Here is a 13,604-nt window from a genome sequence, read left to right on the forward strand (position 1 = left end):
GCTAAATAATAACACAAATACACTATTCACGTCCTTCAAGCATTCGATCATATTCACTAATATTCCTATCCTTTTGATGTTCAAGATATGTTCTCCGGATCGCATAATGCATTTCACTTCCTGCGACTCATTTATAATCAATCAAATGTTCTGTTTGCAGAAGCTTAAAGTGAATACAGTTCTATTATTTTTTCTAAGGGTAATTTATTCGAGTTACACATATCAACAAAATAGGGAAGCTGCCATTTTTGAGTTTTCAGCGCTTGTTTACTGCTTGGACAATCCCAGCTAGGATAAACTCTTATTGCCATTCTCCCCTTTGTTGAGGCAGATCTAAGAATGTTCTGTTTTAAAAGAATTTCTTTCGGGAAAATAAATTGCCCAAACTCATGTTCATTTTTAATGGTAGTTATAACTAATAAATCCGGGGCTTCATCATATGGGTAAGGTTGATTTTTATTATCTTTATCTTTTTCCCATAATGCTACAAACTGCCCTACTTTAGTAGGTGTTACATTCGCAACTCTGAACCGAACTGTTTTAGAAGATAATTGAAATGTTCCAGCACCATACTTTGCATTTTGCTTTTCTTCTTGAACTGCCTTTACAGTTAAGTGATTCGGCTTGTAAATCATTTTATTTACATAAGATAATGCTGTTAAAAAATTATTCATTTCTTCACTCCTAAATTCCAAACAAAATGGGCTGTTTGTTGCATTCTCTCAAAATCCAGCTTGTTAACGCTATTGTATCAAACCCTTTTAACACATATCGAACTTTATTATAAAGCCATAATAAATACTAAAAAAATCCCTACCAAATTTTATTTTTTTAAAACAGTTTAAGTAAATACCGTTACATGGAAACACTTTGTAGAGCGCTTACTAACTACTTGGACTTTAAGCTATTATCCTTGCCGCTTTGTATTATATCGTTCCAATTTTTCATGAGGGTCCACCAATGGTATCTACCGATGAAGAAAAATGTCTCTCAGTCGAGCAAATACAATATGCCACTAGCCGTAATTCTGTAAATTTTTCGAGGCGGACGATAAGACTCTTGTTCAATAGCTTGCAATTCAATAAATCCAGGTTTTTCCAATTTCGATAGAGATGGATAATTTTGCTGTTGATTTGCTGCTTTATTTCATATCCGCTTAACGGTTCTCATGCTAATAATCCTAATAAGGTGTATTGGATATTATTCATAAAGTTCTCCTCTTTCAAGCTCTGGATTTATACACATTGATTTAGATAGGTTAATTTTAACATAAAATAATAATTGACACGCAAAATCACATAGGTTAATATTAACATAGATTAAAATTAACCTAATATAAGGAGTGTGTTTATTGTGAAACTTATTTTTAAAGATCAGACTTTTTCATTCGAATTGCTTCGGACAATGGGTTACACTGCTTTTGGAGGGGCGGACATAGGTGAATGCCTATCTACTGCCTATCGAATTGAAGAAGGTAATTTTGAAAGCTGGTATGAGGAATGGCTAAAGACTGCAATCAGGGTTCATCGGGAAGCTGACGAAAGCAGCAAGCATGGCAATAAGAGTAGTGCGAGAGACTTCTATTTACGTGCATCGAATTACTACCGTACAGCCGAATTTTTTCTCCATGGCAATCCGGAGGATAAACGTATTCTGGAAACGTGGAGATTGAGCCGAAGCACGTTCAGACACGCGCTTACTTTACTCGATCATCATTGGGAGATTGTTACTATTCCTTATGAAAACACGGATTTGCCCGGTTACTTGTATTTAGCAGGAGATCAGCCTGCTCCTACACTAATTGTTCACGGTGGATATGATTCCACCGCAGAAGAGCTTTATTTCCAAGTTGTTATCTCTGCTTTAGAAAAAGGGTATCATTGCTTGGTGTTCGAGGGGCCAGGACAAGGAGCTGTTATACGTGAGCAACGAATTCCATTCAGACATGACTGGGAGGCTACCGTAACACCAGTGGTCGATTACCTGACCAAGCGTCCAGAAGTTATCTCTGACAAAATCGCATTAATGGGGATCAGTTTAGGTGGTTATTTGGCTCCGCGCGCAGCTGCTTATGAACACAGGCTTGCTGCATGCATAGCAAATGACGGCCTATTCTCCTTCCAAGTGGGGGAAATAGCTGCGGCATTAGGCGGAAAAGAAAATGGAGAACTCAAGTTTAATTCACCAGAGATGGATAATTTTATTGCGTCGATTATGGCACAAAATACAAGTATTCGATGGGGAATTGAAAATGGACAGTTCACTTTTTCAGCAACTAATCTGGAAGAGCTGGTACACAAAACGGAACCTTTTACCTTAGAAGGCGTTGCTGGGAAAATCAAGTGTCCGGTACTCGTTTGCGAAGCTGAACATGATCATGCCTTTGCAGGACAACCCGAACAATTGTACAAATCTTTAAGAAGTTCCAAAACGTATATGAAGTTTACTGCTGAAGATTCTGCTGAAGAGCATTGCCATTTTGGAGCATTAAAATTGGCTAACCACCGCATATTCACCTGGTTAGATCATGTTTTGAATAATTCGCCAACATCAGAAAAAGTCATTTCAAGATTTGCAAGCCTAGAAAGATAGAGTAGGTAATTCTTTCGCTCATTTTTCATAGCAAGCATACAGATATAATCAGACTGATATTCAATCCTTGTTTGAAAAAAAGATGGTTTCATTTTACTTACCCCCTTTCGTGTCATGAAAGGAAGTGAGCCTTGCTCTTTTATTTCCTTTCAAAGTTACCCTCAATGTGAAAAAGAGGATTTGTTGCATTTCTGGAAAAAATATAAAAAATATCTTTCCATACAAAAAAACACATAAGACGGTGGTTCCCCCTAAAAATTAGAGTTTTATTATGCAGCTGATTGGCTGGATTGAGTTCGATATTCGACTGAACTCAATCCAACCAATTTTTCTTTTGCTCCCTTCATGATTATACCAGTAGAATTATTTTTTTATTTCTTCATAAAAAAGAGTAAGGTGGGCTAACTACCTTTCAGTTTGATGTCCCCGCTCCCCAAAACTTACTACTTTTGACGGTACTGAGAGAAAGGAAATTAATAAAGAAATTCTCAGCATAAAAGAAAACACCTAAAAGACTAAACAGCCACTTAGTGAATATGCTGAGTGGTTGTTTAGTCTTTCATTAGTCTACTGTTAACTTATTTCCCTTTATTCAACAATAGTCAGCAATAGGTGAGCGTTTGAAGTAATCTCTGACTTGCCCCTACTCCATACGCGTTCCATCTAACTTCATATACTAGACTATAAGTTCCTCGTTACTCTTAAACAAGGAGATACTTGATTTCTAAGAGCCCGCACTGCGGAAATCCCCACATTAGGCGCTTCCTGATTCAAAAAATATGAAGCACCATTTCTGCAATATAGAGCGTTTTTGAGTAAGTAGAACGTTTTGTTTGTAATCCTTTTAATTTCCCAACAATCAAAATAATCCACCACTTTCATTCACTATTAACTTCGACCAAAAATCCTCCAGGAGCATTGACATAAAAGGTATAACCATGGGCGTGCCGCGGAGGATCTACATCATACCCATCCTCTTTCAAATGCTGATTGATTTGGTCTACCTGGTCTCTACTTTCCTGAGGGAATCCAATATGGAAACTTTTCGGATAATGGACTTCCTTTCCCTGCATTAAAGTCAGCACGAAACCATCATCATCAAGCATTGCTACAAATCCGTTTCCTAGACTTCCCCCTAATGTCATACCAAAATAATTTTCTAAAAATCTTCGAGCAGCAGCCACATCGGTAACAGTAAGATTGAGGTGGTTAAGTTTCATTTTTTACCATCCTTTCTTCATCATGTACTACATTGCATTGATATTATCTTTATATTACAATCAATTGTATATTAATAAAAATATATATTTCGGAATATGTATATTCCTTCAAGTATATCAACGAAGGAGTTATATCCTATGGAGTTATTACAGCTACATTATTTTCGTACCGTCGCTAGACTGGAACACATGTCAAAGGCAGCTGAAGAGCTTCGAGTTGCGCAACCTGCCCTTAGCAAAACCATCTCTAGGTTAGAAAAGGACCTGGGGGTCCCGTTATTTGATCGACAAGGAAGAAAAATTCGACTAAATAAGTTCGGTAAGGCCTATTTGAAGAAAACCGAAGCAGCATTAGCCGCTCTTGAAGAAGGTCGTAGGGAACTCTCTGATCTTTCGGGGGCGGAACGGGGAAGTATTTATTTGGCAACCACTACCCTAGATCGTCTTTCCGAACCGGTGGGTAGGTTTCGTTCCCTTTATCCCAAAGTCAGCTTTCGTATTACTCAGACCCCAATGGAAGAAATGGAACTATTGCTGGAAACTGGCGAGGTCGATTTCTGCTTTACTTCCATGCCAATCAAACGTCCAGGAATTCGCGAATTTCCTTTACTGGAGGAAGAAATCTTTTTGGCCATACCACCGGAACATCGATTTAGGAACAAAACAAGCATTTCCTTAAGTGAACTAAGAAGTGAGCCATTTATTTCTTTCAAAAAGGGCACCCATTTCCGTAAGATAAATGATAGCCTTTGCCAAGAGGCGGGCTTTGAGCCGAATGTCGTGTGCGAGGTTGACGAACCCTTAGCCATCATTAGCCTTGTACGCGCTGGTCTTGGGGTGGCGTTTGTAGGGACATGCAAATCGCGTGATGACTCACCGATTTCTTCTACAATGTCTCACCAATCAATGCCCATTGCCCCCTGTAAAACGGATGACGGTTCACCGATTTTACTGCATATCATCACCCCCCTTTGTCAGCGTATCTTTCAGCTGGCTTGGACTGAAAATCGTTACCAATCAAGGGCAGCATCTAACTTTCGAGATTTTCTTGTTCGGTATTTCGAAAAATAATAGAAGATTTCATTATCACATAAAGAGCTCTTTCTGCCTGATTACCTCCTCAGCAGTAGAAATATCAAACCTCTTCTCCCATCAGTGCCCCTTACAAAAACTGTTCGAGGTTAGTGCAAAACAGCCTTGATGCAAGGTTTGTAAAAAAGCTTGGTCAAAGTGGCGGGCTTATGGAGCTTGGTTCAGAAAAAGTTTAGGGCATGTTTTGAGATTCTTCAAAACACGCCCTAAAATAGTGAGGAATTCTTGTAAAAAGGTTTGATCATTTTCTGCTTGTGTTATTCAATAGTGCTTATTCCGCAACTACGCCCTTTTCTTGAATAAAGATTACTGCACAGGTTTTCGACCTATTACAATTTTCACAGGAGGAAACATGAGATAATGTGGACCAACTAGCTTTACATCCGTGGCTTCAAATTCCTTAAAGATTTGCAAATATTCCTTAACGTGTTGAAAATCGAGAATAGCAAATTGACCACCAGGCTTTAATACCCGAAGAACCTCTCCCAACGTTTGACATCTTTCTTCCCGATCATAAATATTATGGATTGCAAGACTTGATACAACCACATCAAATGTTTCTTTGTCAAACGGCATTCTACGGGCATCACCAGTTACTATTTCGATTTTTTCAGCGACGCCTTCTATTTTTGCGTTTTTCCGTGTAACATCTGGATGATTACCAGATTGATCATACGAATTCCAAATATCCATACCAAACACTCTACCCGTTATTAGTCTTCTAGCGGTAGCGTTCATTACTAACCCTCGACCACATCCGATATCAAGTACCTTCTCATTACCTTGAAATGTTATTAAATCCAATAATCTTTCTCGTTCACGCAATTTCCCAACCTTACTACTCCAATACATATAAATTCCTTCCAGTAATCCAATCAAAAATGTAATTCCGAAAATCACACTCAGTGTCAGACCTAACCAACGCCAAGTACCTTGGAAAAGCCAAAAAGAAACGATACTTAAAATAAGCATCACAACACTAAGAATGGATAAATACCGTATTACAACTGGTGCATCAACTCCGTAATTAGGTTTAATCGCAATTTTTCTCATCTTATCCCCCACACTTTGTAAATTCCCAAGCTTGCCTTATTAAATCACCATTCGTTTATTCAATCTGAGCCGATAGCCAAAGTTCAATAACCAATTTTAGTATACTTCCTATTGAAAGGTTACCAGCTTGTTTTTAAAAGACAGGAGAATCGATAACAAGATTTTTAATCAATCTTTTTTCCAATCCGGCACTCTAATATCGGAAATTCAATTTACCTTACTCATTCTCTTTAATAAGAATCGCTTTAAGACGCTCACTAGTCTTTGGTTGTTCTTTCTTCATTGATTGAGTCATAAAAAACTCTGCAACCTTCGGGACACCACCAACCTCAATAGTGAAATATACGCGACAAGTGTTCCCAGAGAGCGGTTCAATCCGGTAGGTTTCGCGGAATGATTCGCGCACCTCGGGAGGAGTTGCCAAGGTGAGTAGATAATCCTGTTCATATTCCGTCACATACATTGTTTTTTCGCTCTTGTAACCGGAGTATTTGCCAGCTTCAAAGTAGCTCGACCCCAGTTGAGCCGGTCCTTCTGGTATAACCCGCGACTCAAGGATACCTTTTACCCATTTATTTCGTGCTTCTAGATCGGAAATATAGGCAAAAACGGTTGCTGAAGAAAATTCAAATGTATCAATATATTCAAAGATGGCCACTTCTATCTGCCTCCCTTTATTTTATGTTCACTACGAAAGAGTAGTTTGGAAAGCGCCTGTGACAATTCTTTTTCACTTTCCTGCGCATTTCCTTCTGAACCTTTGCTTCGCCACCCGACGAATCCGTCAGGGCGCACAAGTACAGCCCCGGTACGAGTAATTCCATATGCATCACAAAACGCGTTCTCCTGATCGATGAGATCTCCTTCAGGGGTGCCAATCCAATAAACGTCTAAAAGGAAGCGTAATTCATCACTCATGCATTTTGCAGCATCTAGCCAGTTCTGCCCCTCGGGTCCTACAAGTAAGACGAAGCAAGACCCGAACAAATCCAGTATCGAAATCTTTTCACCTTGATGTTGAAGCGCAACGTGGGGTGCCCGTGTCCCCGGCTGTCCCGTCCAAAACTCCGGTCGCTGGACAAGCGGCAGGTTCTCATCATTTTCCTGTACGATTGCTCCTACGTTATACCGGAAACCCATATTAATTGCTAAAGTGTCAACCGTGATCCCTTCTGACCCTTCATTAAAGCGTTGCTGGGAAAGCTGGGTCACCTGTTCCACTGTAAAGTCCGCCAACGGACGACGTTCCATATCATAGGTATCGAGTAATTTTTCTTTAGCCTCACCACGTAGGACAGCAGCAAGTTTCCAAGCGAGATTTTGCGCCTCGGCGATTCCGGTATTCCCTCCCAGTGCGCCTGTAGGTGGCTGAGCACGTGCGGCATCACCAACAAGGAACACACGTCCTTGCTGAAAGCGATCGGAAATCCGTGCGACCATCTCCCAAGGGAGAATTGTTTTGACTTGCACCGGGAAATTAGGAATCCCGATGGCTGCCTGAATAAGGGGCAGGCAACGGTCCTTGGTAAAGTCATCAACAGTCTCTTCATCGGGATCATAGGGAACGTCTAGCCGGAAAACATCGGGACGCACGATTGACCCCGGATAAGCAGTAAGCGCACCGGCCACGGTGTCGTTAGCTAGAAAGCACATGACAGCCTCCCGCTTGCGAAATTCTTCCATTAATCCAGTCGCTCCGAAGAGAATACTGATGTTATGTCCAAGGCCATCTGCGCCATGGTGACCGATTCCAAGCTTCTTCCTAATCCTGCTCCGACTACCATCGGCTGCGATCAGATACTGTGCTCGCACCCGTCGTTTTGTTCCGCTAACTATGTCCTGAATAGTGGCTGAAACGCCATCCACATCTTGCTTAAAATCGACAAGCTTAGTTTCATAGCAAAGTTTCCCCCCAGCCTCTGCTGCAAGCTCAGGCAGAACTGATTCCAATACGTCCTGAGCGATAAGGCTCCCTTTTACTGGACTGGCATCGGTAAAGTATGCACTGAAGTCTTCCATAAGATTATCGATTGGCTCCCCTACTAGACTCTCGGCAAGTGGGACATTGCTGCCCAGCGAGAACGCTGGTTCAACTCGACGAATGGCGGATTCAGCCCCAACAGTACGGAAAATTTCCATGGTCCGTGCAGTCAGACTAGCCACACGCGGATGAATCGCAGTGCCGGGATGGCGCTCGACAAGCAGCGTATCAATTCCCTGCCGAGAGAGCAATAGAGACATAGAAAGCCCTATCAAACTTCCCCCGACAATAAGGACAGGGATTGCCTCATCGTATTGAGAGGAATTACTAATGTTACTGTTCATAGAAAACCCTTCCTTCATTAGTAGTCATTTTAAATAAAATCCGATAGACCATATAAACAAATATCTTTTATCTGGTTAAACAGCAAGTTGGTATCTGATCCCATGCATAGGTTAGGCACACAAATACCTACTTTTTTAGTCTCTCTAAGCCAAAGACTTCCCAACCCTCTGTCAATAATCACAACATGAAACTTTTAATTAGGCTCTTCTCTCTTCCTCTTTCCTGAAAAACAAGGTTTTTTGCTGGAATTCCTCCTTCTTATCTGTTATTATTCATAATAAGTCTTATTCCATTGATTAACGAATAAGTAAATATCTTAGTTACTAAGATATTTAGATTGTAAGGTAGGTGTTCTCAAATGTCAACCCAATTTTTTAAACGCGACGAATTAATTTACGACTTGCTCAATCAAGCGAAGATTTCAAGTACATCAACTATTTTTTTTCACCAAGCTATCGCTAAACATCTCGGACTGAATCAAACAGATCACAAATGTTTGGAACTATTACATCGAAGAGGATCATTGACTGCTGGTGAGCTTGCTGAAGAAAGCAACCTGACCACTGGTGCGATTACGGGAGTGATTGACAGATTGGAGCAAGCCGGATTCGCCCGCCGGGTTAAAGATCCCAATGACCGAAGACGCTTGCTGGTTGAGCTTGTTCCAGAAAATATAAAGGTGATTGAGGAGCTATTCGAATCAATCTCGCAGTGGACAGTACAACTTTTGGATAAATACACTGACGAAGAACTAAGTATTATTCTCGATTATGTTTCCCGGAGCACAAAGATGACTATGGAGTGGACAAAAACACTCCAAAAAAAAGAGTAATATCTTCGTCGATTGACCGATTTTGCCACGATTAGATCAGAAATTCATGATTCTCTCTAATCTGGCATCCAGTGAAGCCAGATTAACAATTAAAAAATTTGAACATCAGATCCTCAATAAGAATCCATTTTTAAAATGGATTCTTTGTATTTGCCATTTAATCTGGCCAATGCTGTAATTTTGGTCAAACTTTATAGAAAGCTGTGCCTCAAGCATATATCAGTGCTGTGGAAAATACGTGCTACATTTGTATGCATAGTTAACGCTTTCTGAGATATGATTAGCTACTAAGATAGCACATAATTAATGAGTGCTATCACTTCGGAGTTCAGTCCTTTCCACCGCTCGATTAATAGTTCTTCTCTTATTGGCACCGTTTCATCAGCTTGATGAACCAATTTCCCATATTCAAGCAACAATTCGATAGACATCCCTGCTTCACGCATATACAAAATGACTTGAATCATTCACTCTGTGTTGTTCTTAGGTTCTATAGGTGATTCGCTCATAATAACGCGAGGTATCAGCCGATATACCAAAATTTTGCTCTCACTTCTGAAATCATCATAACAATAATGCCCTTATTAAAGTAAATCGGTTTAGCTGGAATTTTCCCTAATCTTTAGAATTATTTTATATTCTAATTCAGCTCGAGTTCGTCATCTTACGTACATTTCTTCATAATTACATTTCTACATTAGATATATTTCCAAATTAGTTTTATGTAATGGGTATTTTCCCGCCCTCTCCAGGAGGTATTCATTGGGATAATGGATCCATTTGTCACAATCTAAATTTCCAGATAAGTCCGCTCTTTGTTTCGTTAACGGAAAATGAATATCACTATTTTTATTCAAAAATAAATTTTATCTAATAAAGTGAAACTTCAATCAGTGGGGGTTTTACAGCCAGTTAATGCGGGATAAACCCCATCGTTTCCCACAACCCTTACAAACAGCCATCAAAAGGTTTCCTTAATGCTGCTTTATTCATATCACTAAATTATCTTCTTTCGAAGCACCAGAGCCGAAATAGCGAATATAACGAAAGCTGTTAATGAACCAGCAGTAACTATCTTCAATACATTTCCTATCGGATTGTTGAAGAATAGAGGAACCGAGATGATTAAGACGGCACCAGTTAACCCCATCCCTAAAATTGAGAACGCCAACACTTTATTCATTCAATCACCTCCATTGTTATTCTTTTAGATACTTATAGATACGATTTAGATTATATAAAGTTTCATTTTAAAAGATCAACGAGTAAGTAAACTATAAAATAGTTTGTTTCCAAAAATCAAATAAACAATAAAATTTAACTGTAGCTGGGCTACCTAGACCCTTGCTACCACTGCTTTTAGCTTAACTCCTCTCCCATATGGCAGGGTTTTGGCAGGAACCAACTCCATTCTCGTGTCCTGATTTCCATTGAAATCCATATAAGTTTCCTTAGAAAAATTAAACTTAATATTCCCTGCCATTTTTTCAGCAAGTGGTTCATCATTTCTACTCCATAAGTATGCATAATGTTTTAAAGTTATTTCTGGTGAGCTACGTCCTAATCTTCGTAATCCAACTAAGACATCAGCATTAAACTCATCAATTGATTTACTGGACATAAAAATATCAAAAAGAGATTAGCACATTTAGTAATCTCTTTTTAAGATTTTGATAATAACAAAATAGTTTAATTTTTATTGTTAAATGGTAGAGTTTGCATAAGTTCAAAGAAATATTTAGAATCACCAGTATTAAAATAGTTATACCAAGATTCTAATGTGTTTGACTTAAAAACATCTAAGCACTCAATGATTTGTTTCGTCCATAGCAAAGCTTCAGTGGAACCAGCAGTAATAAGGTTATTAGATGCAATAGATGGTTGGTCTATATAAAAATCTTGTCCTTTATAATCAGAACAAACCATTTCAAGGAATCCCGGACCATTGCTAGTATGCGGACGGTTATCTAGTATCCCAAAATTAGCAAGTGCTGCGGTAGCTCCACAGATTGCACATACTGTAGCACCTACAGAGAGCAACTCGCTTGCTTTTACGAGAATAGCTTCATGCTTTGGATCATTCCATGTATCTGCACCTGGTAATAACAGCATGCTTGTTTCACTTACAATAATGTCATCAATTAAGTAGTCAGGAACTATTGTCATTCCGCCCATTGTACTGATTGATTGTTTGGAGTAACTGACTGTTTTAATCGATATTTGATTCGCGTCTTCTTTGAAAAATCTCCTAGAATTCAACTCCGAAGTAACATATCCTAGTTCCCAATCAGCTAAAGTATCAAGTACATAAATATAGATTGTTTTCATAATTTTCCTCCATTTGATTGTAATAGATTGATTGTTTCATTATGATTATACGTATCTATTGTTGACAACAATATGGCAACAATCTAGAATGAAGAAATTATTTTTGAAAGGCGGTTAACAGATGAAGATTAGCAGGCTTGTTAGCATTATTATGATACTACTCGATAAAGAACGGATAGGCGCACAGGAGTTAGCAGATATGTTTGAAGTTTCAACACGCACAATCTACCGTGATATAGATGCCATCAACATGGCAGGTATTCCGATTCGCTCAACATCGGGAGTAGGAGGTGGCTTTGAAATCATGACAAACTATAAAATTGATAGAAAAGTTTTTTCAACTACTGATATTTCTACTATTTTGACAGGACTTTCTAGTCTCTCCAACATGATACAAAGTGACGAACTGTTAAATGCCCTTGCGAAAGTAAAAAGTTTTATCCCAGTGGATAGAGTTGACGAGATTAAATTAAAAACTGATCAAATACATATCGATTTAAGTCAGTGGATAGGTTATAGGAATGTACAACCATATTTAGAAATCATAAAAATGGCTTTACAAGAAAACAAGCTACTTTCGTTTGAATATGCCGACCGTCATGGAAATAAAACGGAACGAGAAGCTGAAGCCCATCAAATTGTATTGAAGGGTAATCATTGGTATTTTCAAGGATACTGTTATAAAAGAAATGATTTTCGTCTGTTCAAATTAGCTCGTATATCAAACCTAAAATTAGAAAAGATCTTCTTTACGCCACGAGATTATCAAAAACCACTATTGGATTTTACTGATATTTTGGCAACTATACAAACAAAGATCAAACTTCGTATTCATAAATCTGTCATGGATAGAGTACTTGATTATTGTAAGTATGAAGATTTTTCACCAGACGGTGATGAATACTACATTGTTACTTTCCCTTTTATAGAAAACGACTATTATTACAATATCCTTTTAAGTTTTGGTGATAAATGTGAATGCTTAGAGCCTTTACATATCCGAACAGAATTGAAACGGAAAATATATAATCTAGCTAACTTATATGAAAATTAAATCAAGAATTTCAATTTTATCCTTATACTGTTCTATTTAGTTAAATCTGTTGCTATCTATCAAGTTAAAATAGTGCCATTTAAAACTATAAATGAAACGTACATAATATTTGTCTTTTCTACCGAAAAATAAAATTCCCTATCAAAATGTTTTCTTGGTAGGGTTTTTGGTAGGGAACTATATTGTTTTTAGCTTATTTTGTCCATTTAATCTTAGGACAAATGCTGTTAAATAAATAGGCATTCCCATTTCAAATTAAGTTGTAGTCTTATTCCCATCCCATTGGAGAAAAACTTTAGATTTGCATCTATAGAACAGGCATTTTCCATCCAAGAGATGGAGAAGAAATAGAAATCATAAAAAGAGATATGATTATTTCCAAACCCGGCAAGTACCATGAAATGAAGGAAAAAAAGAGATGTAAAATTTATCTTTGTTGGAGCAGATTCAATGCCAATGAACTTAATCCATTATTAAGATTTTTGACCCTATTTATTGTTTACCTTGATTACTATTTTTAAAAACTAAATAATATTAATTTTTTCTTTGTTCAAAATATACCATTCTTTCTCTAACTTTAAAGTGAACGTTAAATACAAATTTCTTTAAGGAAAAAAGTTAATGACAAATGATCTGCTACTTTAATTTCTTTTATTATTGAAAACCCATTTTTTTGATAAAATCTTATAGCAGGTGTATTTTGAGATCCAGTTGATACAATGATTTGCTTAAAGCCTTCCTCGTTGACCTGAATAAAATCTAATAGTATCTGGGCAATTCCTTTTCTAAAATGTTTGGGATGTACAAATAATCGATGTATATCCATGACATCATTTTCTATTTTTATAGATATAACTCCACTTAATTCATCATCTACGAAATAGCCATAGAAAATTTCTCTACATTGCAGCAGCGTATCAATAGTATCTTTTAATAGTGGTATCTCATCTGAACCAATTAATATTACTTCCGTCTTGTAGGAAAGTATCTGAACATTCAATACTTCATTAGCCCATTTTGAATCAGTAATATCTGTTTATGGCAAACTAAAAATGTAGGTAATGGCATACCTTTTATGCATGGCCCGCAGGGCCATGCATAAAAAGC

Annotated in this window: 15 protein-coding genes; 4 read left to right on the forward strand and 11 right to left on the reverse strand. The window is 38.0% G+C overall.

The genetic code is table 11. The annotated features are described in order from the left end of the window. Positions 1–164: 164 nt before the first annotated feature. Positions 165–674 (reverse strand): MepB family protein, encoded by a 510-nt coding sequence (locus IPU53_RS21800; protein WP_207453129.1) that lies wholly within the window; start codon positions 672–674, stop codon positions 165–167. Positions 675–990: 316 nt separating this feature from the next. After that, on the reverse strand, positions 991–1,101 hold the full coding sequence (locus IPU53_RS25110) for a hypothetical protein (protein ID WP_313886548.1): 111 nt from the start codon (positions 1,099–1,101) through the stop codon (positions 991–993). A gap of 252 nt (positions 1,102–1,353) precedes the next feature. On the opposite strand from IPU53_RS25110, the gene IPU53_RS21810 reads away from it, so the two are divergent. Beyond that, entirely contained in the window at positions 1,354–2,592 is a 1,239-nt protein-coding gene (locus tag IPU53_RS21810) for an alpha/beta hydrolase family protein (RefSeq protein ID WP_207453131.1), read from the forward strand. Between the two features lie 878 nt (positions 2,593–3,470). Here IPU53_RS21810 and IPU53_RS21815 read toward each other — a convergent pair. Continuing rightward, positions 3,471–3,812: a VOC family protein gene (locus tag IPU53_RS21815; RefSeq protein ID WP_207453132.1), complete on the reverse strand. Its 342-nt coding sequence runs from the start codon at positions 3,810–3,812 to the stop codon at positions 3,471–3,473. Positions 3,813–3,950: 138 nt separating this feature from the next. Between IPU53_RS21815 and IPU53_RS21820 the strand changes: the two genes are divergently transcribed. Beyond that, a complete protein-coding gene (locus tag IPU53_RS21820) occupies positions 3,951–4,883 on the forward strand; it encodes a LysR family transcriptional regulator (protein ID WP_207453134.1) in 933 nt (310 codons plus the stop codon). 327 nt (positions 4,884–5,210) lie between these two features. Here IPU53_RS21820 and IPU53_RS21825 read toward each other — a convergent pair whose 3' ends face one another. The 3 genes from IPU53_RS21825 to IPU53_RS21835 all read right to left on the reverse strand — a co-directional run bounded on the left by IPU53_RS21825 (position 5,211) and on the right by IPU53_RS21835 (position 8,282). After that, positions 5,211–5,957, reverse strand: coding sequence for a class I SAM-dependent methyltransferase (locus IPU53_RS21825; protein ID WP_207453135.1), 747 nt, complete (start codon positions 5,955–5,957; stop codon positions 5,211–5,213). A 217-nt stretch (positions 5,958–6,174) separates the two neighbouring features. Next, on the reverse strand, positions 6,175–6,615 hold the full coding sequence (locus IPU53_RS21830) for an SRPBCC family protein (RefSeq protein WP_207453136.1): 441 nt from the start codon (positions 6,613–6,615) through the stop codon (positions 6,175–6,177). A gap of 2 nt (positions 6,616–6,617) precedes the next feature. After that, positions 6,618–8,282, reverse strand: coding sequence for an FAD-dependent monooxygenase (locus IPU53_RS21835; RefSeq protein WP_207453137.1), 1,665 nt, complete (start codon positions 8,280–8,282; stop codon positions 6,618–6,620). A gap of 359 nt (positions 8,283–8,641) precedes the next feature. On the opposite strand from IPU53_RS21835, the gene IPU53_RS21840 reads away from it, so the two are divergent. Beyond that, a complete protein-coding gene (locus IPU53_RS21840; RefSeq protein WP_207453138.1) occupies positions 8,642–9,115 on the forward strand; it encodes a MarR family transcriptional regulator in 474 nt (157 codons plus the stop codon). Between the two features lie 287 nt (positions 9,116–9,402). On the opposite strand, the gene IPU53_RS21845 is transcribed toward IPU53_RS21840, so the two are convergent. From IPU53_RS21845 to IPU53_RS21860, 4 genes are all read right to left on the reverse strand, one after another. Continuing rightward, entirely contained in the window at positions 9,403–9,582 is a 180-nt protein-coding gene (locus tag IPU53_RS21845) for a hypothetical protein (RefSeq protein ID WP_207453139.1), read from the reverse strand. Positions 9,583–10,112: 530 nt separating this feature from the next. Further along, positions 10,113–10,298 (reverse strand): hypothetical protein, encoded by a 186-nt coding sequence (locus tag IPU53_RS21850; RefSeq protein WP_207453140.1) that lies wholly within the window; start codon positions 10,296–10,298, stop codon positions 10,113–10,115. A 153-nt stretch (positions 10,299–10,451) separates the two neighbouring features. After that, entirely contained in the window at positions 10,452–10,736 is a 285-nt protein-coding gene (locus IPU53_RS21855; RefSeq protein WP_207453141.1) for a hypothetical protein, read from the reverse strand. A gap of 68 nt (positions 10,737–10,804) precedes the next feature. Next, complete coding sequence (locus IPU53_RS21860) at positions 10,805–11,443, reverse strand: type 1 glutamine amidotransferase family protein (RefSeq protein WP_207453143.1); 639 nt, start codon at positions 11,441–11,443, stop codon at positions 10,805–10,807. Between the two features lie 121 nt (positions 11,444–11,564). Here IPU53_RS21860 and IPU53_RS21865 point away from each other — a divergent pair, with 121 nt between their 5' ends. Beyond that, positions 11,565–12,497 carry a helix-turn-helix transcriptional regulator gene (locus IPU53_RS21865; protein WP_207453145.1) on the forward strand — a complete coding sequence of 311 codons (933 nt, stop codon included), beginning with the start codon at positions 11,565–11,567 and terminating at the stop codon, positions 12,495–12,497. 589 nt (positions 12,498–13,086) lie between these two features. Here the strand turns inward: IPU53_RS21865 and IPU53_RS21870 are convergent. Further along, the gene (locus tag IPU53_RS21870; protein WP_242698496.1) at positions 13,087–13,497 is read right to left on the reverse strand and encodes a GNAT family N-acetyltransferase; all 411 of its coding nucleotides are present in this window, start codon (positions 13,495–13,497) and stop codon (positions 13,087–13,089) included. Between the last annotated feature and the right edge of the window lie 107 nt (positions 13,498–13,604).

It is taken from the genome of Bacillus sp. SD088 (assembly GCF_017355205.1).
Classification (GTDB): Bacteria; Bacillota; Bacilli; order Bacillales; family Bacillaceae_C; genus Lederbergia.

What these genes read in the sequence shown, in the direction of transcription:
- IPU53_RS21800 (WP_207453129.1), bottom strand. Translation starts at nt 674, where the DNA reads ATGAATAATTTTTTAACAGCATTATCTTATGTAAATAAAATGATTTAC.
- IPU53_RS21815 (WP_207453132.1), bottom strand. Translation starts at nt 3,812, where the DNA reads ATGAAACTTAACCACCTCAATCTTACTGTTACCGATGTGGCTGCTGCT.
- IPU53_RS21820 (WP_207453134.1), top strand. Translation starts at nt 3,951, where the DNA reads ATGGAGTTATTACAGCTACATTATTTTCGTACCGTCGCTAGACTGGAA.
- IPU53_RS21825 (WP_207453135.1), bottom strand. Translation starts at nt 5,957, where the DNA reads ATGAGAAAAATTGCGATTAAACCTAATTACGGAGTTGATGCACCAGTT.
- IPU53_RS21835 (WP_207453137.1), bottom strand. Translation starts at nt 8,282, where the DNA reads ATGAACAGTAACATTAGTAATTCCTCTCAATACGATGAGGCAATCCCT.
- IPU53_RS21840 (WP_207453138.1), top strand. Translation starts at nt 8,642, where the DNA reads ATGTCAACCCAATTTTTTAAACGCGACGAATTAATTTACGACTTGCTC.
- IPU53_RS21845 (WP_207453139.1), bottom strand. Translation starts at nt 9,582, where the DNA reads ATGATTCAAGTCATTTTGTATATGCGTGAAGCAGGGATGTCTATCGAA.
- IPU53_RS21850 (WP_207453140.1), bottom strand. Translation starts at nt 10,298, where the DNA reads ATGAATAAAGTGTTGGCGTTCTCAATTTTAGGGATGGGGTTAACTGGT.
- IPU53_RS21855 (WP_207453141.1), bottom strand. Translation starts at nt 10,736, where the DNA reads ATGTCCAGTAAATCAATTGATGAGTTTAATGCTGATGTCTTAGTTGGA.
- IPU53_RS21860 (WP_207453143.1), bottom strand. Translation starts at nt 11,443, where the DNA reads ATGAAAACAATCTATATTTATGTACTTGATACTTTAGCTGATTGGGAA.
- IPU53_RS21865 (WP_207453145.1), top strand. Translation starts at nt 11,565, where the DNA reads ATGAAGATTAGCAGGCTTGTTAGCATTATTATGATACTACTCGATAAA.